Source organism: Pseudomonas aestuarii, assembly GCF_027988105.1.
Taxonomy (GTDB): Bacteria; Pseudomonadota; Gammaproteobacteria; order Pseudomonadales; family Pseudomonadaceae; genus Aquipseudomonas; species Aquipseudomonas aestuarii.
The window spans coordinates 58,558-77,875 of sequence record NZ_JAQJZJ010000007.1; the positions used below are offsets into that span (position 1 = coordinate 58,558).

A 19,318-nucleotide genomic window follows, 5' to 3' on the forward strand; every position below is an offset into this window, starting at 1 on the left:
ATGGCCCATGAACTGTATACCCGTACCAACCAGAAGCTCTTCTATGCCGGTCTGTCGCTGGAGTCCTGGCGCGCCGCGCAGGAGGGGCGAGCCGTCAACGCTTTGGCCCTGATACAGGCTGAGCGTGAAGCCGCGCTATTCCATCTCTATGGGGCACTGCTGGGGTTGTGTCATGAGATCGCCGGTTACTACCGCCTGCCTGAAAGTAATACGACACGAGCCGAGCAATTGCTGGACAAGGCGCTGCTGGCTGCTGCGCCTTGCCCTGAGTTAGCCGAGCTAATCGAGTTGGCGCAGCAGCCGGAAACCTGGCTGGCTCAGTTACTGCAAGCCTATGGCGAGCTGTTTCAGCCACCTCAGGCGGCAAAAAAGGTCAAGGTTGACCCGCGTACTCCCTTGATTGTCGCGGTCAGCCTGGATCAGGAGGAGCCACCACTGGCGCGTGAAACGCTGGAGGTTTGGCGGCAGGAGTTGAAGGGGTTGGCCAAGCGCTTTCGCGAGTCGTTGAGTGAGTGGTGAGCCGAGTTTGGATAAGCGGGCTAGGGTGAGCCTTGGTCGACTGTTACAATGCCGGCCTTTCGTGGAGAATCAGCCCTATGCCTACATCCTACCTTGAGATCGTCGAGTTGCCCGATGGGCGCATTGCACTGCGTCGTGCAGACGATGAGGAAACCCTGGTGGTGCTGGACTTTTCCGCTGATGCCAAGGAATTTCTGCAGGGACAGCACGTCGAGGTAGCCAAGGCTATGCTCAGTGTCGGTGTGCAAATGGCCGGGAAATTGGCTGAAGGCGATCTTGATCACGCGCAAGGCCCGCGTGTTCTGCATTGATTGCCCAGTGTTGTATTGCCGCTGATAGTGTTATCGGCAGCTGGGTCTGAGTGTAGTGGCGGCTCCAGGTGCCTGATTAAGGGCATCGTCTCATGCACAGTCCTTGTGCAATTGCTCGGGAATCTCACCCAAGACTGATGTTGAGGCTTTGCGCCTTGCCTTGTCGCGCGGCCTGCTCCAGTTGCTCGCGAGCACAGTGCTCAAGAGGGTGAAGCCAGCTAACAACGGTATGGCTACGGCCCAGCTTCAGTGCCTCCTGAGCCAGTTGCAAGGCACTTTGGTTGCCGCGGGGATGGAGTAACAGAATGCGCTCGCGGTTAAGTCCGGCTTCGCGCAGCCAGGTTTGCGTCAGGCTGCTGGGCGGGGCGATCAGGCTCAGCCAGCGCGCATCGTTATTCTGGCTCAGCTCGCGCAGAATTGGCGCGAGCAGGTTCAGGCAGTGACCTGCAGCGCCACGTAGCGACATTTCACTGAAGGCTGCGAGGTTTTCCTGCCAGGTCGACTCCACTACCGGCTGCAGCAGCGGCGTGACTGTTGAGGCCATGAGCCCGTCGAACAGCGGCAACTGCGTACGCTTTAGCGATTGCGGGAACTGCATAAAACCTCCTCTGGCAGGTGCTGGAAAAACGACCCGCACATGCCCTCGTGGTGTCTATGATCGTGGGCTTGAAACAGCTTCGAAGACCTTGCGTGTCTGGTTCCAGCGCACCCAGAGTGGGCGAGCGGTGCACGGTGGGTATTGGTCTGTCGTTGCTGTCGGTACTGCGCCGCCCTGGGTTGCAGGGGCTTGCTAGCGCCGGATAACGCCGACGCTCAACCCTTCGATAATCAACTCTTGTTCTTCCAGGTTCACTTCAATCGGGGCGAACTCGGCATTTTCAGCAATAAGCCAGACCTTGTTCCCTTCGCGCTTGAAGCGTTTGACCGTCACTTCGTCATCGATGCGAGCGACCACTACTTGGCCGTTGCGTGCTTCACGGGTGGTATGCACGGCCAGCAGGTCGCCGTCGATAATGCCAATGTCCTTCATGCTCATGCCGCGCACCCGGAGCAGGTAGTCGGCCTTGGGGTGGAAAAACTCGGGGTTGATACGGCATGAGTCTTCAATATTCTGTTGCGCTAGAATGGGGGCGCCAGCGGCGACGCGGCCGATCACCGGTAAGCCCTCTTCCGGATTGTTTGGTTCGTAGCCAGGGATGCGGATGCCGCGTGAGGCGCCCGGGGTCATTTCGATGGCCCCTTTACGGGCCAGGGCCTTGAGGTGTTCCTCGGCGGCATTGGGTGACTTGAAGCCAAGTGCCTGAGCGATTTCCGCACGGGTTGGCGGGTAGCCGTTGTCGTCAAGGCAATGCTTGATGAAGGCGAGAATTTCAGCTTGGCGTGGCGTCAGTTTCAGCATGTTGGACTCTGTTTTTTTATACAGTGACTGGGATTATATACAGTGGGCTGGGGTTGGCAATCCTCCTTTTCCCTCTTGGCTGAATTCGCTGCTAGCGGTTTCAGTCTATCTGCGCATTACTTGGTTGATGGCAAGTGCGTCGGCGCTGGCCAGGCCTTGTGTGCTGTGGATAGATGACCGCCCGGCCAATAAATGGCTGACGTGACTTGACAAAGTGGCAGGTCGAAACGTATGTTTCAAACAAGTGTTTGTCAGGTGGGTAGTGATGGCTCAGTCGGAAACCGTTGAACGCATTCTCGATGCGGCGGAGCAATTGTTCGCAGAGAAAGGCTTTGCGGAAACGTCATTACGGCTGATTACTGGCAAGGCCGGGGTCAACCTGGCGGCGGTGAATTATCATTTTGGCTCCAAGAAAGCGCTGATCCAGGCGGTGTTTTCCCGTTTCCTCGGCCCGTTCTGCAGCAGTCTCGAGCGAGAGCTCGATCGTCGTCAGGCCAAGCAGGAGGTTAAGGTCAGCCTTGAGGAGTTGCTTGAGTTGCTGGTCGATCAGGCGCTGGCCGTGAAGCCGCGTAGTGGTAACGATTTGTCGATATTCATGCGCCTGTTGGGTTTGGCCTTCAGCCAGAGTCAGGGCCACCTGCGCAAGTATCTGGAAGAGGTGTACGGCAAGGTCTTCCGCCGTTACATGCTCCTGGTGCATGAATCCGCACCGCGTATCCCACCGCTTGAGCTGTTCTGGCGCGTGCATTTCATGCTCGGCGCTGCAGCTTTCAGCATGTCCGGGATCAAGGCGTTGCGCGCCATGGCCGAAACCGACTTCGGGGTGAATACGTCAATCGAACAGGTTATGCGCATGATGGTGCCGTTCCTCGCGGCCGGCATGCGTTCGCAAAGCGGCGTGAGCGATGAAACCCTCGCCACTGCCCAGCTCAAAGCGCGGGTCAAGAGCGCTGGCCTGCTCGCCAAGGTTTGATACCACGCTTGTGGGCTTGGCCAGTCCGATCCGCTAAGCTAGTCGCCCATGCGCGCCCTCGACTATCTGCATATCTCCCTCGCTGATCAGTGCCTGTACGGCTTTGCCGACGGGCAACTGTTGTTGCGCCTGCCTGTGTCCACCGCCCTCAATGGTCCCGGTGAGCTCAGCGGCTCCGGCTGCACGCCGCGCGGGCGCCACTGCGTGCGGGCGAAGATCGGCGAAGGCTTGCCGCTGAGGGCGGTATTGCGGGGCCGGCGCTGGACGGGCGAGGTCTGGTCGCCAACGCTGGCTGCTCAGTTTCCCGGGCGCGACTGGATTCTCACGCGAATCATCTGGCTCAGCGGTTGTGAGATGGGGCGCAATCGACTGGGGCAGGTCGATACCTTCCGCCGCTACATCTATTTACATGGCACGCCGGACACTGAGCCCATGGGGGTGCCGCGCTCCCACGGTTGTGTACGGCTGCATAATGCCGACCTACTGTCGCTGTTCCCGCTCGTCCCTGTTCAGTGTGTCGTGCAGATCGATGAGGCGTCATGTCCGGTCTGGGCGGCGGCGTCACTTTAGTTAAGGATTATTTGTGAGTTCACCCATGCAAGGCTCGTTGATGCTGGATATCGCCGGCACTTGGTTGACCGCCGAGGATCGGCAGATTCTGCGCCAGCCCGAAGTGGCTGGCTTGATCCTGTTCGGGCGCAATATCGAGCATCCGCAGCAGGTGCGCGAGCTGTCGGCCGCGATTCGTGCGGTACGGCCGGATCTGCTTCTGGCGGTCGATCAGGAGGGTGGTCGGGTGCAACGTCTGCGCCAGGGCTTTGTGCGTCTGCCGGCGATGCGTGCCATTGCCGATAACACCAATGCCGGGGTCTTGGCCGAGCACTGCGGCTGGTTGATGGCCACCGAAGTGCTGGCGGTAGGGCTGGATCTGAGCTTTGCGCCGGTGCTGGACCTGGATCATCAGCGCAGTGCCGTGGTTGGCAGTCGGGCCTTTGAAGCAGATGCACAGCGCGCCACACAGTTGGCGGCGGCATTTATTCGCGGCATGAGCGCTGCAGGTATGGCCGCGACAGGTAAGCATTTTCCCGGGCATGGCTGGGCCGAGGCCGACTCCCATGTGGCCATTCCTGTGGATGAGCGCAGCCTCGAACAGATTCGCGCCAGCGATCTGCAGCCGTTCGCTCGCTTGAGCCGGCAGTTGGCCGCGGTGATGCCGGCGCACGTGATCTACCCGCAGGTCGATGACCAGCCTGCCGGTTTCTCGCGACGCTGGCTGCAGGAGATTTTGCGTGGAGAGTTGCAGTTCACTGGGGTGATTTTCAGCGATGATTTGTCGATGGCGGGGGCTCATGTGGTGGGCGACGCAGCTTGTCGCATTGAGGCCGCGTTAACGGCAGGCTGCGACATGGGCTTGGTCTGCAATGATCGCGCTGCCGCCGAGTTGGCGCTGAGCGCATTGCAGCGGCTACGGGTTGTCACGCCGCCAGGTCTGGCGCGCATGCGGCGCCAGGCTTTCCCGGGTACGGAATACCGCCAGAGTCCGCGATGGCTGGAAGCAGTCGGCGCATTACGCGCCGCGCAATTAATCGATTGAGGAGAGTTTGATGACTGTCTACGCCATAATCGGCGGTACTGGCTTGACCCAGCTGGATGGGCTGACCATTAAAGCTGCGCTGCATGTTGATACACCCTACGGTGCTCCCTCGGCGCCGATCTTGCGAGGTGAGTATGCTGGCGGGGAAGTGTTGTTTCTTGCCCGCCATGGTCACCCGCACCGGATCCCGCCGCATCAGGTGAACTACCGCGCCAATCTCTGGGCGCTGCGGCAGTCGGGCGCCAAGGCGATTATTGCGGTAAATGCGGTTGGTGGCATCGAGGCAGCCATGGGCACTGGACACTTCTGTCTGCCGCACCAGGTCATCGACTACACCTCCGGGCGTGCGCACACTTTTTATGAGGGGGAGTTGGAGCATGTCACCCATGTCGATTTCAGCCACCCCTACGATGCCGGACTGCGGGAAAAACTAGCCGCGGCGCTGGTTGCCGAGCACTGCGCATTCAGTGATCGGGGCGTCTATGGTTGCACCCAGGGTCCGCGCCTGGAGACGGTTGCCGAGATCGCCCGGATGGAGCGTGACGGTTGCGATATCGTCGGTATGACCGGGATGCCCGAGGCGGTGCTGGCGCGCGAGCTGGCCTTGCCTTATGCCTGTCTGGCGTTGGTGGTGAACCCAGCGGCGGGTAAATCCAATGCATTGATCACCATGGCTGCTATAGAGCGCGCCTTGGACGAGGGCATGGGGCGGGTCAAGGCCGTCTTGGCCCATGTGCTGGCCGGCTGAGCATATTGGCTGTGAATAAAGGGGGTCGCTATCGCGACCCTTTTTTGTGCAGGCAAGGCGCTAGGGGAATCGATTATAGCGGGCTGATGCGCACCAGCAGACCGAGGCTGCCGTGGTCGAGGTAGGTCAGTTCGCCGCTTTGCAGGCGCACGCTGTATTTGAGCAGTTCACTGCCGCTGAGCAGGCCGCTGTCATCGAACCGATTGACCCACAGGTTGGTATTCAGGTCGATAAGGCGATCCTGTTGCAGGTCAAGAGTACCCTCGATCGGGAAATGCCCGAAGTGTTCCGGGCCCGTGCTCAGCGCTACTCTGCTGGGGCTGGCGCCGATGCTCTGGGCCCAGGCTTTGTGCAGCAGCACCTGATAGCCGTTGGCCGGAGTGAGTTTGCCCGCTTCATTATTCAGTGAGGTGTTGCGCTCCTGGCTGGGGGCGATTGGCAATGCGCCTTGTGCCCAGTCGTCGGGGGCAGGGCGGGCGGCGGACAGCTGCTGCGTTGTTTGCCGGAAGACGATGACTTCAATCTGATACATCGTCTCGGCAAAGGCGGCAGTGGTACTCAGGAGCGAGAATAGGACAAGCGGCAGCAAAGCCAGGGTGCGGAGCGCGCGCATGGGTCAGTCCTTCAAGTCGGGGGGCGTCAGGCGCTCGAACAGCGCTTCCAGAGTATTAAATCGATGATCCGGCTGCTCCATCGGTACCTGGAATTTGAACATAGTGGCGCCTTCGAACTTGTAGCGGGCGGGCGCGCCTTGGATCAGCTTGATCAGGGTCAGCGGATCGACGCAGGTATCGGCGGCGAATTCGATACGGCCGCCTTGCGGGCCGGCGTCGACTTTCTTGATCCCGAGCTTTTCTGCCTGCAGTTTCAACAGGGTCAGGCGCACCAGGTTCTTGGTTGGCTCCGGCAGCAGGCCGAAACGGTCGATCATTTCCACCTGCAACTCTTTCAGACCGTCTTCGTCGGCGGCCGAAGCGATGCGTTTGTAGAGGATCAGCCGGGCATGGACGTCCGGCAGATAGCTTTCCGGGATCAGCGCCGCTACCCGTAAGTTGATTTCCGGGCCACCGCCCAGCGGTTGCTCGAGGTTGGGCTGTTCGCCCTTGCGGATGGCTTTCACCGCGCGCTCGAGCATTTCCATGTACAGGGTAAAACCGACCGCCTGGATCTGCCCGCTCTGGCCATCGCCGAGTAGTTCGCCGGCGCCGCGGATTTCCAGGTCGTGGGTGGCAAGGAGAAAACCGGCGCCCAGATCCTGGGCGCCGGAGATGGCTTCCAGACGCTTCTGCGCGTCGTCGGTCAGCTGTTTGCGCGGTGGGGTCAGCAGGTAGGCATAGGCCTGGTGGTGGCTGCGCCCGACCCGGCCACGCAATTGGTGCAGCTGGGCCAGGCCGAACTTGTCGGCGCGCTCGATGATGATGGTGTTGGCGCTGGGTACGTCGATGCCGGTCTCGATGATGGTCGAGGCGATCAGCACGTTGAAGCGCTTGTGGTAGAAGTCGCCCATCACCTGTTCCAGCTCGCGCTCGCGCATCTGCCCGTGGCCGATGCCGATACGCGCTTCCGGCACAAGTTCGGCGAGGTCGGCGGCGCATTTCTCGATGGTCTTCACGTCATTGTGCAGGTAATAGACCTGGCCGCCACGCAACAGCTCGCGCAGCAGGGCTTCCTTGATGGTCGGGTTGTTCTGCTCCATGACGAAGGTGCGCACCGACAGCCGGCGCGCCGGAGGCGTGGCAATGATCGACAGGTCGCGCATGCCCGCCACGGCCATGTTCAGGGTGCGCGGGATCGGGGTGGCGGTGAGGGTGAGGATGTCCACTTCGCTGCGCAGGGCCTTGAGCTGTTCCTTCTGGCGCACGCCGAAACGGTGTTCCTCGTCGATGATCACCAGGCCCAGGTTGTTGAATTGGACGTCTCCCTGCAGCAGCTTGTGGGTGCCGATGACGATATCGACCTTGCCCTCGGCCAGTTGCTGCATGGCGCTGGCGACTTCCTTGGTGCTCTTGAAGCGGCTCATTACCTCGACGTTCACCGGCCAGTCGGCAAAGCGGTCGCGAAAACTGTTGTAGTGCTGCTGGGCGAGCAGGGTGGTCGGCACCAGCACGGCGACCTGGCGACCGCTGTGCACGGCGATGAAGGCGGCGCGCATGGCCACTTCGGTCTTGCCGAAACCGACATCGCCGCAGATCAGGCGATCCATCGGCTTGGCGGCGAGCATGTCGTCGCGCACCGCATCGATGGCGGTTTGCTGGTCCGGGGTTTCCTCGAAGGGGAAGCCGGCGCTGAAGGTGACGTAATCGAGCTGCGGGTCGGCGAAGGCGTAGCCTTCGCGAGCAGCGCGGCGGGCATAGATATCGAGCAATTCGGCCGCCACGTCGCGCACTTGTTCGGCGGCCTTGCGTTTGGCTTTCTGCCAGATCTCCGAGCCGAGGCGGTGCAGCGGCGCCAGGGCGTCGTCGCTGCCGGTGTAGCGGGCGATCAGGTGCAGGCTGGCGACCGGCACATAGAGTTTGGCTTCCTCGGCGTACATCAGCGCGAGAAACTCGGCTGCCTGGCCATCGATCTCCAGGGTGATCAGGCCCAGGTAGCGTCCGACGCCATGATCGATATGCACCACCGGCGCTCCTTCGCGCAGTTCGGTGAGGTTCTTGATCACGTTGTCGCCGCCGTCGCGCGATTTCTCGCGGCGGCGGCGCTGCATCACCCGTTGGCCGAACAGTGGGCTTTCGGCAATCAGCGCCAGGTCCTCGAGCATCAGGCCGTCGTCGAGCGGGGCGATGGTGATGCCCAGGCGCTCCTCGCTGGCGGTGAACTCCGGCCAATTGGCCACTTCCCTGGGCTTGAGCTTGAGGCGGGCGAGCAATTCCAGCAGCACTTCGCGGCGCCCGGCGGACTCGGCACAGAACAGCACGCGGCCTGGATAGTCTTCGATAAAACGGCGCAGGGCGGCCAGGGGTTCGCTGGCCTTAGCCTGGATCGCCAGGTCGGGCAGGGGCTGCGCGTTGAAGCGCTGGCGGCCGACGCCGGGTTCGATGTCTTCCTGGCTGATGACAACCCGTGGCCAATCTTTCAGGCGGGCGAAGCAGTCTTCGACCGGCAGGAAAATATCGGCTGGCGGCAGCAGCGGACGCTCGGGGTCGACCCGGCGCTCTTCATAACGGTTGCGCGCGTCGTTCCAGAAGTGCTCGGCGGCTTTTTCCACCCCGGGCAGGGAAAATACCTGGGTGTCCTGTGGCAGGTAGTCGAACAGGGTGGCGGTTTCTTCGAAAAACAGCGGCAGGTAGTACTCGATGCCGGCCGGGGTTATGCCGGTGGTCAGGTCCTGATAGATCGGGCAACGACGGAAATCCACGTCGAAGCGCTCACGAAAGCGTCCGCGAAAATCGCCAACGGCCTTTTTCTCCAGGGGGAATTCACGGGCCGGCAGCAGCTTGATCGACTCGACTTTATCGATCGAGCGTTGGGTTTCTGGATCGAAGGTGCGCAGGGTTTCGATCTCGTCGTCGAACAGGTCGATGCGAAACGGCTGGTCACTGCCCATCGGAAACAGGTCAATCAGGGCGCCGCGCACGGCGAATTCGCCGTGTTCGTAGACCGTGTCGACGCAGCGGTAGCCTGCCGCCTCCAGCCGGGTGCGCATGTCGTTGACGTCGAGTTTCTGGCCGGCGTCCAGCACCAGGCTGCTGCCGAGCAGAAAACGCTTGGGGGCCAGGCGGTGCAGGGCGGTGGTGATCGGCACTACCAGGACGCCATGTTTCAGTTCCGGCAGGCGATAGAGTGCGGAAATACGCTGGGAGATGATGTCCTGGTGCGGCGAAAACAGGTCGTAGGGCAGGGTTTCCCAGTCGGGGAAGTGCAGAACCGGCAGTTCCGGGGCGAAGAAGCTCAGTTCCTGCTGCAGGCGCTCGGCGTTCTGGCTGTCGGCTGTCAGCAGCAGGGTAAAGCGCTTGGCCGCGCTGGCGGCTTCGGCAATCGCCAGGCTCAAGGCCGCACCGGGCAGATTGCCCCAGTGTTGTTTTCCGGCGGTGGCGGGCAGGGACGGTAGACGCAGTATGGACACGGGCGGTACAGGCACGGGCGGCTCACGGTCATGGCGACAGGGTCCGCGATTGTAACTAGCCACGTTGGTTGCTGTCAGTGTTTCGTCCGTTGCAGATTGCCGGCGGTGGGCTGGGCCGTCATAATGTAGCCCCTTTTTTCAGCCCCTACATATGGAAGGTACTGCCCGTGAATCAGAAGCCCGACCAGTGTCTCGGTGAGTGGATCGATCGTGAAGCCCTCGCGGAAGCGATGATTCCCTTGATTGGTCAACTCTACCGCAACAACAACGTAGTCACCTCGATCTACGGTCGTAGCCTGATCAACCGTTCGGTCATTCAGATTCTCAAAGCCCACCGCTACGCCCGCCACCGTCTGGACGGCGATGCCGAGCTGTCGGTGCATGACACCTTTCCGATGCTCAAGACCATGAGCGAGCTCAAGTTGGGCGCCGCTTCCGTGGATTTGGGTCGCATGATGGCCAAGTACCTGGCAGAGGCCAATGGCCGCAGTATCGAGCAGTTCGTGCGTGACGAACTGGAGCCGGTCGCCGGTCAGCAGAATGTCGTGGCCCGCAAGGGTACCGACGTGGTGCTCTACGGCTTCGGTCGTATCGGCCGCCTGCTGGCGCGCATCCTGATCGAGAAAACCGGGGGAGGCGACGGCCTGCGCCTACGGGCGATTGTCGTGCGCAAGGGCGCTGATAACGATCTGGAGAAGCGCGCCAGTCTGCTGCGTCGTGACTCCGTTCACGGTCCGTTCGACGGCACCATCGTCGTCGACGAGGAAAACAACACAATTACCGCCAATGGCAACCTGATCCAGGTGATTTACGCCAAGTCGCCCGGCGATGTGGATTACACCCAGTACGGTATCGACAATGCGCTGCTGGTGGATAACACCGGTGTGTGGCGTGATGCCGAGGGACTGAGTCAGCATCTGGCCTGTCCGGGCATCGATCGCGTGGTGCTGACTGCGCCTGGCAAAGGCGCGCTGAAGAATATCGTGCATGGCATCAATCATGGCGATATCGCCGCTGACGACAAGATCATATCTGCAGCATCCTGCACCACCAACGCCATCGTGCCGGTGCTCAAGGCGGTGAATGATAAGTACGGCATCGTCAATGGTCACGTTGAAACCGTGCATTCGTACACCAACGACCAGAACCTGATCGACAACTTCCACAAGGGCAGTCGTCGTGGTCGCAGTGCTGCGTTGAACATGGTGATCACCGAGACCGGTGCCGCCACTGCCGCTGCCAAGGCATTGCCGGTGCTCAAGGGCAAGTTGACCGGTAATGCCATTCGCGTCCCCACGCCGAACGTGTCCATGGCCATCCTCAACCTGAACCTGGAGAAGGCCGCGACCCGCGAAGAGATGAACGAGTACCTGCGCTACATGGCGCTGCACTCGGATCTGCACAAGCAGATCGACTTCGTCAATTCCCAGGAGGTGGTTTCCACCGACTTCGTCGGCTCGCGTCACGCCGGTGTGGTGGATGCCGAAGCGACCATTGCCAATGACAATCGGGTCGTACTCTATGTCTGGTACGACAACGAGTTTGGCTACAGCTGCCAGGTGGTTCGCGTGATGGAAGACATGGCTGGCGTCAATCCGCCGGCTTTTCCGCGCTAAGCGCTAGCGGCGATTTATAAAAAACGGGAGCCTTGGCTCCCGTTTTTTATTCAGGCTTGTTGGCTAGTCGTTGAGCAGGCTGCTGCGCAGGCGGTCCGAGAGTCCGTCGGGCGCTAGCCAGATACCTAGGTAGGTGCGGGCCAGTTCCGGGTTGCTGCTGGCAAAGGTGGTTTTGCCATTGCGCTCCAGGCTCAGGCCGCTGTCAGCGTGGTAATTGAGGGCGTAGCGGTCGCCTGGCTTGATGTCCCGGAAGCTTGCGTGCAAGGCATCCAGGTCGCTGCGCAGGCGGTCGAGCTTAGCTTGGTCGTGTTGCCTCTTTAGCGTGGTCCAGGCGGCTTCGATGACGTCGCTGCGCAGGATGTTGCGGAAGTAATAGAGCTCCAGGCGCAGGCTGCGCTGGCGATCCAGGGCTTGTGCGGCACTGACCTTGGGTTCTGCATAGAGGGCAGCGGCGTAGACGTCGACCCACAGGTAACGCAGGACACTTTGATTCTTGCGCTCCAGGCTGGCCCGCTCCAGGGTTGTATGTGGTGCGAAATTCGCCTGGCGCAAGCGCTCGTCCGCAGCGGCGAGCAGGACGGGGCTGAGCAGTAGCAGGCTGGCGAGTAGCAGCGGTCGGCGCATGATGAGCATCCTCGGGGCGCAATGCTTGAATGTCGTCAGTGCGGCATTTTCAGTCAAGTTGTCGTCTGTTGCGGCCTGTTGCAGAAAGCCCAAAAAAAGCAAGCGCTTGGGTGGTCAGTTGAGGGGCGCGTCTTTATAATCAAGCGGATTTTTTACCCGCGCTCGGCATCATTACCCGCGCCAATCACGTTATTGGTGTGGGTATGGCTATTAAGCACCCAGATGCCGCCCGTATTCTAAAAAAAGCTTATAAATCAGTGGTTAGGCAAACCTATGATCAAATTGAAACATGGGCTTGATTTGCCCATAACAGGCGCGCCGGCGCAGCGTATCGAGGCTGCAAGGCCGGTACGCAGTGTCGCTATCGTCGGCTTCGATTATCACGATATGAAGCCGACGATGCAGGTGCAGGTCGGAGATCGAGTCAAGCTCGGTCAAGTGCTGTTCTCCGATAAGAGGTCGGCAGGGGTTGATTACACTGCGCCAGGCGCCGGGGTGGTCAGTGCGATTCATCGTGGTGAGAAGCGTGTGCTGCAATCGCTGGTGATCGACCTGGACGGCGATGAGCAAGTGACCTTCGCCAGCTATCCGCTGGCGCAGTTGGATGGGTTGAGTGACGCGCAGGTGCGTGAAAACCTCCTGCAGTCTGGTCTCTGGACCGCACTGCGTACTCGTCCATACAGCAAGGTGCCTGCGGTAGATGCAGTACCCAGCTCTATTTTCGTCGCAGCCATGGATACTCAGCCGTTGGCGGCCGATCCCGCGGTGGTCATCGGCGAATATGCCGCTGATTTCGAAAACGGCCTCAAGGTGCTGAGCAATCTGGCCAAGGTCTTCCTGTGCAAGGCCGCTGGCAGCAGTCTGCCGGGTGAGCAACTGAGCAAGGTGCAGACCGAGGCGTTTGCCGGTCCGCACCCCGCTGGCCTGGCAGGCACCCATATCCACTTTCTCGACCCGGTCAATGCCAGCAAGAGTGTCTGGACGATCAACTATCAGGACGTGATTGCCGTCGGCAAGTTGTTCGCGACCGGGCAGTTGTGGGTTGAGCGTGTAGTCGCCCTGGCTGGTCCGGTGGTTGAGCAGCCACGTCTGTTGCGTACTCGCCTGGGCGCCAGTCTGGATGAGCTGACCGCAGGTCAATTGCAGTCTGGATTTAACCGCGTGGTTTCCGGTTCGGTGCTGGGCGGGCGTACCGCGCAGGGTGCCTTTGCCTATCTGGGGCGTTATCACCTGCAGGTGTCGTGCCTGGCTGAGGGTAGTGACCGCGAGATGCTGCATTACCTGCGTGCCGGGGTAAACAAGCATTCGGTGTTGAATGTGTTTGTTTCCAAGTTGGCGGCGGCGAAGAAGTTCGCGTTTTCCACCACCACCAACGGCAGCCCGCGCGCCATGGTGCCGGTCGGCAACTACGAAGAAGTGATGCCGCTGGATGTGCTACCGACGCAACTGCTGCGCTACCTGATCGTTGGTGATACCGAGATGGCCCAGAAACTTGGCTGTCTGGAGCTCGACGAAGAAGATCTGGCGCTGTGCAGCTATGTCTGTGCCGGCAAATATGAATATGGCCCGATCCTGCGCGATAACCTCGCCCGTATCGAGAAGGAGGGTTAATCCATGGGTATTCGCGAATTCCTCGACAAGATCGAGCACAACTTCGAAAAGGGCGGCAAGTACGAGAAGTGGTACGCCCTGTACGAGGCGGTCGACACCTTCCTCTATCGCCCCGGTAGTGTGACCAAAACCACGGCCCACGTGCGTGACGGCATTGACCTCAAGCGCATGATGATCATCGTCTGGTTGTGTACCTTCCCGGCGATGTTCTTCGGCATGTGGAACACCGGTTACCAGGCCAACCTGATTTTCGCCGGCAGTCCCGAGCTGCTGGCCGCGCAGGGAGGTTGGCACTTTGCGTTGATCAGCGCGCTGGCCGGTTTCGACCCAAACAGCCTGTGGGATAACTTCATCCAGGGTGCTGCCTGGTTCCTGCCGGTCTATGCGGTGATTTTCATCGTTGGCGGCTTCTGGGAAGTGTTGTTTGCTTCGATCCGCAAGCATGAAGTCAACGAAGGCTTCTTCGTCACCTCGGTGCTGTTCGCCCTGATCCTGCCGCCCAGCATTCCGCTGTGGCAGGTCGCCCTGGGCATCAGCTTCGGTGTGGTGATCGGCAAGGAAGTGTTCGGCGGTACTGGCAAGAACTTCCTCAACCCGGCGCTGACCGGCCGTGCCTTCCTGTTCTTCGCCTACCCGGCGCAGATGTCGGGCGATGCGGTCTGGACTGCGGTCGATGGCTTCGCTGGCGCGACTTCGCTGAGCCTGGCCGCCGCTGGCGGTATCGAGAATGTACTGAGCAATGGGGTCACCTGGCTGAATGCCTTCCTCGGCACCGTCCATGGTTCCCTGGGCGAAACCAGCACGTTGGCGATCATGATTGGCGGTGCTGTGCTGTTGCTTACCAAGATCGCTTCCTGGCGCATCGTCGCCGGCGTGATGCTGGGCATGATCGGCCTCAGCCTGCTGTTCAATACACTCGGCTCGGCAACCAATCCGATGTTCGCCATGCCGTGGTACTGGCATCTGGTGGTCGGTGGTTTTGCCTTCGGTATGTTCTTTATGGCCACCGACCCGGTGTCGGCGTCCATGACCAATACCGGTAAGTGGATTTTCGGTGCCTTGATCGGTGTCATGGTGGTGTTGATCCGCGTGGTCAACCCTGCGTTCCCGGAAGGCATGATGCTGGCGATTCTGTTCGCCAACCTGTTCGCACCGCTGATCGACCACTTCGTCGTTCAAGCCAATATCAAGCGGAGGCTGGCACGCAATGTCTAGTCAAAAAGAATCTACCGCGCGCACGTTGACGGTGGCCTTGCTGGTTTGCCTGGTGTGCTCGGTGTTCGTCGCCGGCGCTGCTGTGGCGCTCAAGCCGATCCAGGTGGACAACCGTCTGCTGGATAAACAGCGCAGCATCCTGGCTATCGCCGGGCTGGGCGATGCGAGTATGTCGAGTGCGCAAGTCAAAGACATGTTCAAGGGCACCATTACCGCCAAGCTCGTGGATCTGCAAAGCGGCAAGTTCTCCGATGCCAAGGACCCGGTGACCTTCGATCCGTTGAAAGCCGCGAAGGACCCCAAGCTTTCCAGCGTTCTGCCGGGTGAGCAGGATATTGCGTCGATCAAGCGTCTGGAACGTTACACCACGGTGTATGTGGTGGAGAAGGACGGCCAGACCGATACCGTGATTCTGCCAATTCGCGGCTACGGCTTGTGGTCGACGCTGTACGGTTTCATTGCCCTCAAGGGCGATTTGAATACCGTGGTGGGCATGGGCTTCTACCAGCATGCAGAGACCCCGGGCCTGGGTGGCGAAGTGGATAACCCGAAGTGGAAAGGTCAGTGGCCAGGCAAGACCCTGTTTGACCAGGACGGCAAGCTTGCCGTGGCGGTGGTCAAAGGCGGCGTCGACCCACAAAGCCCGAAGGCGGAGCATCAGGTCGATGCATTGGCCGGCGCGACCTTGACCAGCAAGGGCGTGGACAATCTGCTGAAGTTCTGGCTTGGCCAGAATGGTTTCGGTCCGTTTATCGCTAACTTGCGCGCAGGGGAGGCTTGATCATGTCGCAGCCGACTATTAAAGAAGTCCTGCTCAATCCGATCTTCAACAACAATCCGATTGGTTTGCAGATTCTGGGTATTTGCTCCGCTTTGGCGGTCACCTCGAACCTGAAGACTGCCATGGTGATGTCGATCGCCCTGACCCTGGTAACCGGGTTCTCCAACCTGTTTATCTCGATGATCCGCAGCCAGATCCCCAGCTCGATCCGCATGATCGTACAGATGGTGATCATCGCCTCCCTGGTGATCGTGGTGGATCAGGTGCTCAAGGCTTATGCCTTTAGTCTGTCCAAGCAGCTGTCGGTGTTCGTGGGTCTGATCATCACCAATTGCATCGTGATGGGGCGTGCCGAAGCATTCGCCATGCAGAACCCGCCGGTGCTGTCGTTCTTCGATGGCATCGGTAACGGTCTGGGTTACAGCGTCATGCTGGTCATGCTGGGCATCGTTCGCGAGTTGTTTGGCAGTGGCAAGCTGATGGGCTTTGAAATCATTCCGGTCATCAACGACGGTGGCTGGTATCAGCCTAACGGTCTGCTGTTGTTGCCACCTTCGGCCTTCTTCCTGATCGGCCTGTTTATTTGGGCGCTGCGCAGTTGGAAGAAAGAGCAACTCGAGCAGCCGAGCTTCAAGATGGCGCCGCAAATATCCAACAAGGAGGCCTATTAATGGAGCATTACATTAGTCTGCTGGCCAAGGCCGTGTTCGTTGAGAACATGGCGCTGGCCTTCTTCCTCGGCATGTGCACCTTTATTGCCATCTCGAAGAAAGTAGAGACGGCGATTGGCCTGGGTATCGCGGTTGTCGTGGTGCAGGTCATCACTGTGCCGGCGAACAACCTGATCTACACCTACCTGCTGAAAGACGGTGCGCTGGCCTGGGCCGGCTTGCCGGAAGTAGACCTGAGCTTCCTCGGTCTGCTCAGCTATATCGGTGTGATCGCAGCCATCGTGCAGATCCTCGAGATGCTCCTGGATAAGTACGTACCCTCGCTGTACAACGCCCTGGGTGTGTTCCTGCCGCTGATTACGGTTAACTGCGCCATCATGGGCGGCACCCTGTTTATGGTGGAGCGTGACTACAACCTGGCGGAAAGTACCGTGTATGGCTTCGGTTCAGGTTTGTCCTGGGCGCTGGCGATTGCCGCGCTGGCGGGCATCCGCGAGAAGCTCAAGTACAGTGACGTACCGGCAGGTCTGCAGGGGTTGGGCATCACCTTTATCACCATCGGTCTGATGTCTCTGGGCTTCATGTCCTTCTCCGGCGTGCAGTTGTAAGGACGGGATGAATAGATGATCAATTACGAAATCTTTCTCGCCATCGGCATGTTCACCGGCATCGTGCTGGCGTTGGTGCTGATTATTCTGGCTGCGCGCGCCAAGCTGGTTTCCAGTGGTGACGTGAGCATCGAGATCAATGGCGAAAGAACCATTGTGGTTCCGGCAGGCGGCAAGTTGCTGCAGACGTTGGCTACCAACAATATTTTCCTGTCGTCGGCCTGTGGCGGCGGCGGTACCTGTGCTCAGTGCAAGTGCGTGGTGGAAAGCGGCGGCGGCGAAATGCTGCCGACCGAAGAAGCTGCCTTCACTCGCCGCGAGGCCAAGGCTGGCTGGCGCCTGTCCTGCCAGACTCCGGTCAAGCAGGACATGAAGATCGAGGTGCCTGAAGAAGTCTTCGGCGTGAAGAAGTGGGAATGTACGGTGTTGTCCAATCCGAACGTGGCCACCTTCATCAAGGAACTGACGCTGAAATTGCCGGAAGGCGAGAACGTCGACTTCCGCGCCGGTGGCTATGTCCAGCTGGAATGCCCTCCGCACGTCGTGCATTACAAGGACTTCGATATCCAGGAGGAGTATCGCGGCGACTGGGACAAGTTCAACCAGTGGAAGTACGTGTCCAAGGTCGAAGAGACCACGATCCGTGCCTACTCCATGGCCAACTACCCGGAAGAAGTCGGTCTGGTGAAGTTCAATATTCGCATCGCCTCGCCGCCGCCAGGCAAGGACGATCTGCCGCCAGGCAAGATGAGTTCCTATGTGTTCAGCCTCAAGCCGGGCGACAAGATCGACGTCTATGGTCCCTTTGGCGAATTCTTCGCCAAGGATACCGATGCCGAAATGGTCTTCATCGGTGGCGGTGCTGGCATGGCGCCGATGCGCTCGCATATCTTCGATCAGCTCAAGCGCCTCAAGTCGACGCGCAAGATCAGCTTCTGGTATGGCGCACGCTCCATGCGTGAAGCCTTCTACGTCGAAGAGTACGACCAGTTGCAGGCGGAGAATCCCAACTTCAAGTGGCACCTGGCGTTGTCCGATCCATTGCCGGAAGACAACTGGAGCGGCATGAAGGGGTTCATCCATAACGTGCTGTTCGAGAATTACCTGAAGGATCATCCGGCTCCGGAGGATTGCGAGTTCTACATGTGCGGTCCGCCGATGATGAACGCCGCCGTGGTCAAGATGTTGGTCGACCTAGGTGTGGAGGAGGAGAATATCCTGCTCGACGACTTCGGCGGCTAGGCATGAAATTAGTGGTATTCCAGCCCGTTATCGCTGTCGCTTTTGCGGCAGCCCTAACGGGCTGTTTGCATTCTGAGACGGTCGAAGAGTTCGGCGGCCCCACCATGGGCAGTACCTATTCGGTCAAATATGTCACCGGCGAGGGTGTTGCCGATGGGCTGACCCTCAAGGCCGAGACCGAGGCGATTCTTGCCGAGGTCGACCAGCAGATGTCCACCTATCGAGACGACTCGGTTATCTCGGCGTTCAACCGGGCGCCGGCGGGTAGCTGTATGGCGGTTCCCGCAGGAATGCTCGAGGTTGTGCGCCTGGGCCTGCAGTTGGCCGAGGAAAGTGGCGGCGCTTTCGATCCGACCATCGAGCCGTTGCTCAACCTGTGGGGCTTCGGTCCGCAGGCACGGGTCGAGCGGGTGCCGAGCGCCGATGAGCTGGCTGAGGCGCGTCGACGCAGTGGTTATCGGAATCTGCGCATAGACGGGCAGCAACTGTGCAAGGATGTCGATCTGCAGCTGGATCTCAACAGTATGGCTGCCGGTTATACGGTCGATAAGATCAGCGCTCGCCTGGCCGAATTGGCTGTCGCTAACTATCTGGTGGAGGTCACCGGGGAGCTCAAGGCTGTCGGCAAGAAGCCGGATGGCCAGCCCTGGCGCATCGCTATCGAGGCGCCACTCGATGATCAGCGAGTCGCACAGAGAATTCTGCAGCTGGATGGTTACGGTATTTCCACCTCGGGTGATTACCGTAATTATTTCGAGGAAAATGGCGTGCGTTACTCGCATACGCTTGATCCGCATACCGGCGCGCCCATCACCCACAGGCTGGCAGCGGTGACGGTGGCTGACTCATCGACCTTACGCGCCGACGGCTTGTCGACAGCGTTGATGGTGCTGGGGCCTGAGCAAGGCTTGGCCTACGCTGAGCAGGCGGGCATCGCGGCGTTTTTCGTGACCCGAGAGGGCGCGGGCTTCGTCACACGGGGTACCACGGCTTTCGAGCAGCAGTTCGCTGCAGGAGAAGAACAATGATTTGGTTGATCGTATTTTTCACCATGCTGTCGGTGGTGGCGCTGATGGCAGTGGGCGTGATCATGGGGGGTAAACCGATAGCCGGTTCCTGTGGCGGTATTGCCAATCTGGGCATCGAGAAAGAGTGCTCGATTTGCGGCGGGAGTCGCGAGAAGTGCGAAGAGATCAACAGTTCGCCGACCGAGACCAATACCGGCGAACTCGCCTACGACGCGACCAAGCGCTAATCGCCATTCACCGGCCTGCATGTCAGGCTGTTATCACGTATCGATTGCCAGGCTGCTGATGCAGTGCTGGCCCTGCCGAGAGTGCGGC

General features: G+C 60.0%; 20 protein-coding genes. 15 read left to right on the plus strand and 5 right to left on the minus strand.

Annotation, left to right across the window (positions count from 1 at the left end; translation table 11 throughout):
• Together PH586_RS15425 and PH586_RS15430 are read left to right on the plus strand one after the other, a co-directional pair.
• Entirely contained in the window at positions 1–519 is a 519-nt protein-coding gene (locus PH586_RS15425) for a DUF6586 family protein (RefSeq protein ID WP_271348653.1), read from the plus strand.
• Between the two features lie 77 nt (positions 520–596).
• On the plus strand, positions 597–830 hold the full coding sequence (locus tag PH586_RS15430) for a hypothetical protein (RefSeq protein WP_271348654.1): 234 nt from the start codon (positions 597–599) through the stop codon (positions 828–830).
• A 124-nt stretch (positions 831–954) separates the two neighbouring features.
• Here PH586_RS15430 and sulA read toward each other — a convergent pair whose 3' ends face one another.
• The gene (gene sulA, locus PH586_RS15435; protein ID WP_271348655.1) at positions 955–1,428 is read right to left on the minus strand and encodes an SOS-induced cell division inhibitor SulA; all 474 of its coding nucleotides are present in this window, start codon (positions 1,426–1,428) and stop codon (positions 955–957) included.
• Positions 1,429–1,620: 192 nt separating this feature from the next.
• Positions 1,621–2,229 carry a transcriptional repressor LexA gene (gene lexA, locus PH586_RS15440; RefSeq protein WP_271348656.1) on the minus strand — a complete coding sequence of 203 codons (609 nt, stop codon included), beginning with the start codon at positions 2,227–2,229 and terminating at the stop codon, positions 1,621–1,623.
• Between the two features lie 265 nt (positions 2,230–2,494).
• Here lexA and PH586_RS15445 point away from each other — a divergent pair, with 265 nt between their 5' ends.
• The 4 genes from PH586_RS15445 to PH586_RS15460 are packed head-to-tail and all read left to right on the plus strand — an operon-like array spanning position 2,495 to position 5,544.
• Complete coding sequence (locus PH586_RS15445) at positions 2,495–3,202, plus strand: TetR/AcrR family transcriptional regulator (RefSeq protein ID WP_271348657.1); 708 nt, start codon at positions 2,495–2,497, stop codon at positions 3,200–3,202.
• A 48-nt stretch (positions 3,203–3,250) separates the two neighbouring features.
• Positions 3,251–3,772 carry a L,D-transpeptidase gene (locus tag PH586_RS15450; RefSeq protein ID WP_271348658.1) on the plus strand — a complete coding sequence of 174 codons (522 nt, stop codon included), beginning with the start codon at positions 3,251–3,253 and terminating at the stop codon, positions 3,770–3,772.
• 25 nt (positions 3,773–3,797) lie between these two features.
• On the plus strand, positions 3,798–4,796 hold the full coding sequence (gene nagZ / locus PH586_RS15455; protein ID WP_271348840.1) for a beta-N-acetylhexosaminidase: 999 nt from the start codon (positions 3,798–3,800) through the stop codon (positions 4,794–4,796).
• A 10-nt stretch (positions 4,797–4,806) separates the two neighbouring features.
• Positions 4,807–5,544 (plus strand): S-methyl-5'-thioinosine phosphorylase, encoded by a 738-nt coding sequence (locus PH586_RS15460; protein ID WP_271348659.1) that lies wholly within the window; start codon positions 4,807–4,809, stop codon positions 5,542–5,544.
• Positions 5,545–5,617: 73 nt separating this feature from the next.
• Here PH586_RS15460 and PH586_RS15465 read toward each other — a convergent pair whose 3' ends face one another.
• Complete coding sequence (locus tag PH586_RS15465; protein WP_271348660.1) at positions 5,618–6,157, minus strand: CsiV family protein; 540 nt, start codon at positions 6,155–6,157, stop codon at positions 5,618–5,620.
• 3 nt (positions 6,158–6,160) lie between these two features.
• The gene (gene mfd / locus PH586_RS15470) at positions 6,161–9,607 is read right to left on the minus strand and encodes a transcription-repair coupling factor (RefSeq protein WP_271348841.1); all 3,447 of its coding nucleotides are present in this window, start codon (positions 9,605–9,607) and stop codon (positions 6,161–6,163) included.
• Between the two features lie 149 nt (positions 9,608–9,756).
• Here mfd and PH586_RS15475 point away from each other — a divergent pair, with 149 nt between their 5' ends.
• Positions 9,757–11,223, plus strand: coding sequence for a glyceraldehyde-3-phosphate dehydrogenase (locus PH586_RS15475; RefSeq protein WP_271348842.1), 1,467 nt, complete (start codon positions 9,757–9,759; stop codon positions 11,221–11,223).
• Positions 11,224–11,286: 63 nt separating this feature from the next.
• Here the strand turns inward: PH586_RS15475 and PH586_RS15480 are convergent, their stop codons facing one another.
• Positions 11,287–11,847 (minus strand): chalcone isomerase family protein, encoded by a 561-nt coding sequence (locus tag PH586_RS15480; RefSeq protein WP_271348661.1) that lies wholly within the window; start codon positions 11,845–11,847, stop codon positions 11,287–11,289.
• 273 nt (positions 11,848–12,120) lie between these two features.
• Here PH586_RS15480 and PH586_RS15485 point away from each other — a divergent pair, with 273 nt between their 5' ends.
• The 8 genes from PH586_RS15485 to nqrM are packed head-to-tail and all read left to right on the plus strand — an operon-like array spanning position 12,121 to position 19,230.
• Positions 12,121–13,458 carry a Na(+)-translocating NADH-quinone reductase subunit A gene (locus tag PH586_RS15485; RefSeq protein WP_271348662.1) on the plus strand — a complete coding sequence of 446 codons (1,338 nt, stop codon included), beginning with the start codon at positions 12,121–12,123 and terminating at the stop codon, positions 13,456–13,458.
• Between the two features lie 3 nt (positions 13,459–13,461).
• Positions 13,462–14,673 (plus strand): NADH:ubiquinone reductase (Na(+)-transporting) subunit B, encoded by a 1,212-nt coding sequence (locus PH586_RS15490; protein WP_271348663.1) that lies wholly within the window; start codon positions 13,462–13,464, stop codon positions 14,671–14,673.
• The gene (locus PH586_RS15495) at positions 14,666–15,454 is read left to right on the plus strand and encodes a Na(+)-translocating NADH-quinone reductase subunit C (RefSeq protein WP_271348664.1); all 789 of its coding nucleotides are present in this window, start codon (positions 14,666–14,668) and stop codon (positions 15,452–15,454) included. Before PH586_RS15490 ends, PH586_RS15495 begins: the two co-directional genes overlap by 8 nt.
• Positions 15,451–16,125, plus strand: coding sequence for an NADH:ubiquinone reductase (Na(+)-transporting) subunit D (locus tag PH586_RS15500; protein ID WP_271348665.1), 675 nt, complete (start codon positions 15,451–15,453; stop codon positions 16,123–16,125). Before PH586_RS15495 ends, PH586_RS15500 begins: the two co-directional genes overlap by 4 nt.
• Entirely contained in the window at positions 16,125–16,733 is a 609-nt protein-coding gene (gene nqrE / locus PH586_RS15505; protein WP_238043901.1) for an NADH:ubiquinone reductase (Na(+)-transporting) subunit E, read from the plus strand. Before PH586_RS15500 ends, nqrE begins: the two co-directional genes overlap by 1 nt.
• A gap of 15 nt (positions 16,734–16,748) precedes the next feature.
• A complete protein-coding gene (gene nqrF / locus PH586_RS15510) occupies positions 16,749–17,975 on the plus strand; it encodes an NADH:ubiquinone reductase (Na(+)-transporting) subunit F (protein WP_271348666.1) in 1,227 nt (408 codons plus the stop codon).
• A gap of 2 nt (positions 17,976–17,977) precedes the next feature.
• On the plus strand, positions 17,978–19,003 hold the full coding sequence (locus PH586_RS15515) for an FAD:protein FMN transferase (protein WP_271348667.1): 1,026 nt from the start codon (positions 17,978–17,980) through the stop codon (positions 19,001–19,003).
• The gene (nqrM, locus tag PH586_RS15520) at positions 19,000–19,230 is read left to right on the plus strand and encodes a (Na+)-NQR maturation NqrM (protein ID WP_271348668.1); all 231 of its coding nucleotides are present in this window, start codon (positions 19,000–19,002) and stop codon (positions 19,228–19,230) included. The genes PH586_RS15515 and nqrM overlap by 4 nt, the downstream gene beginning before the upstream one ends.
• Positions 19,231–19,318: the final 88 nt, after the last annotated feature.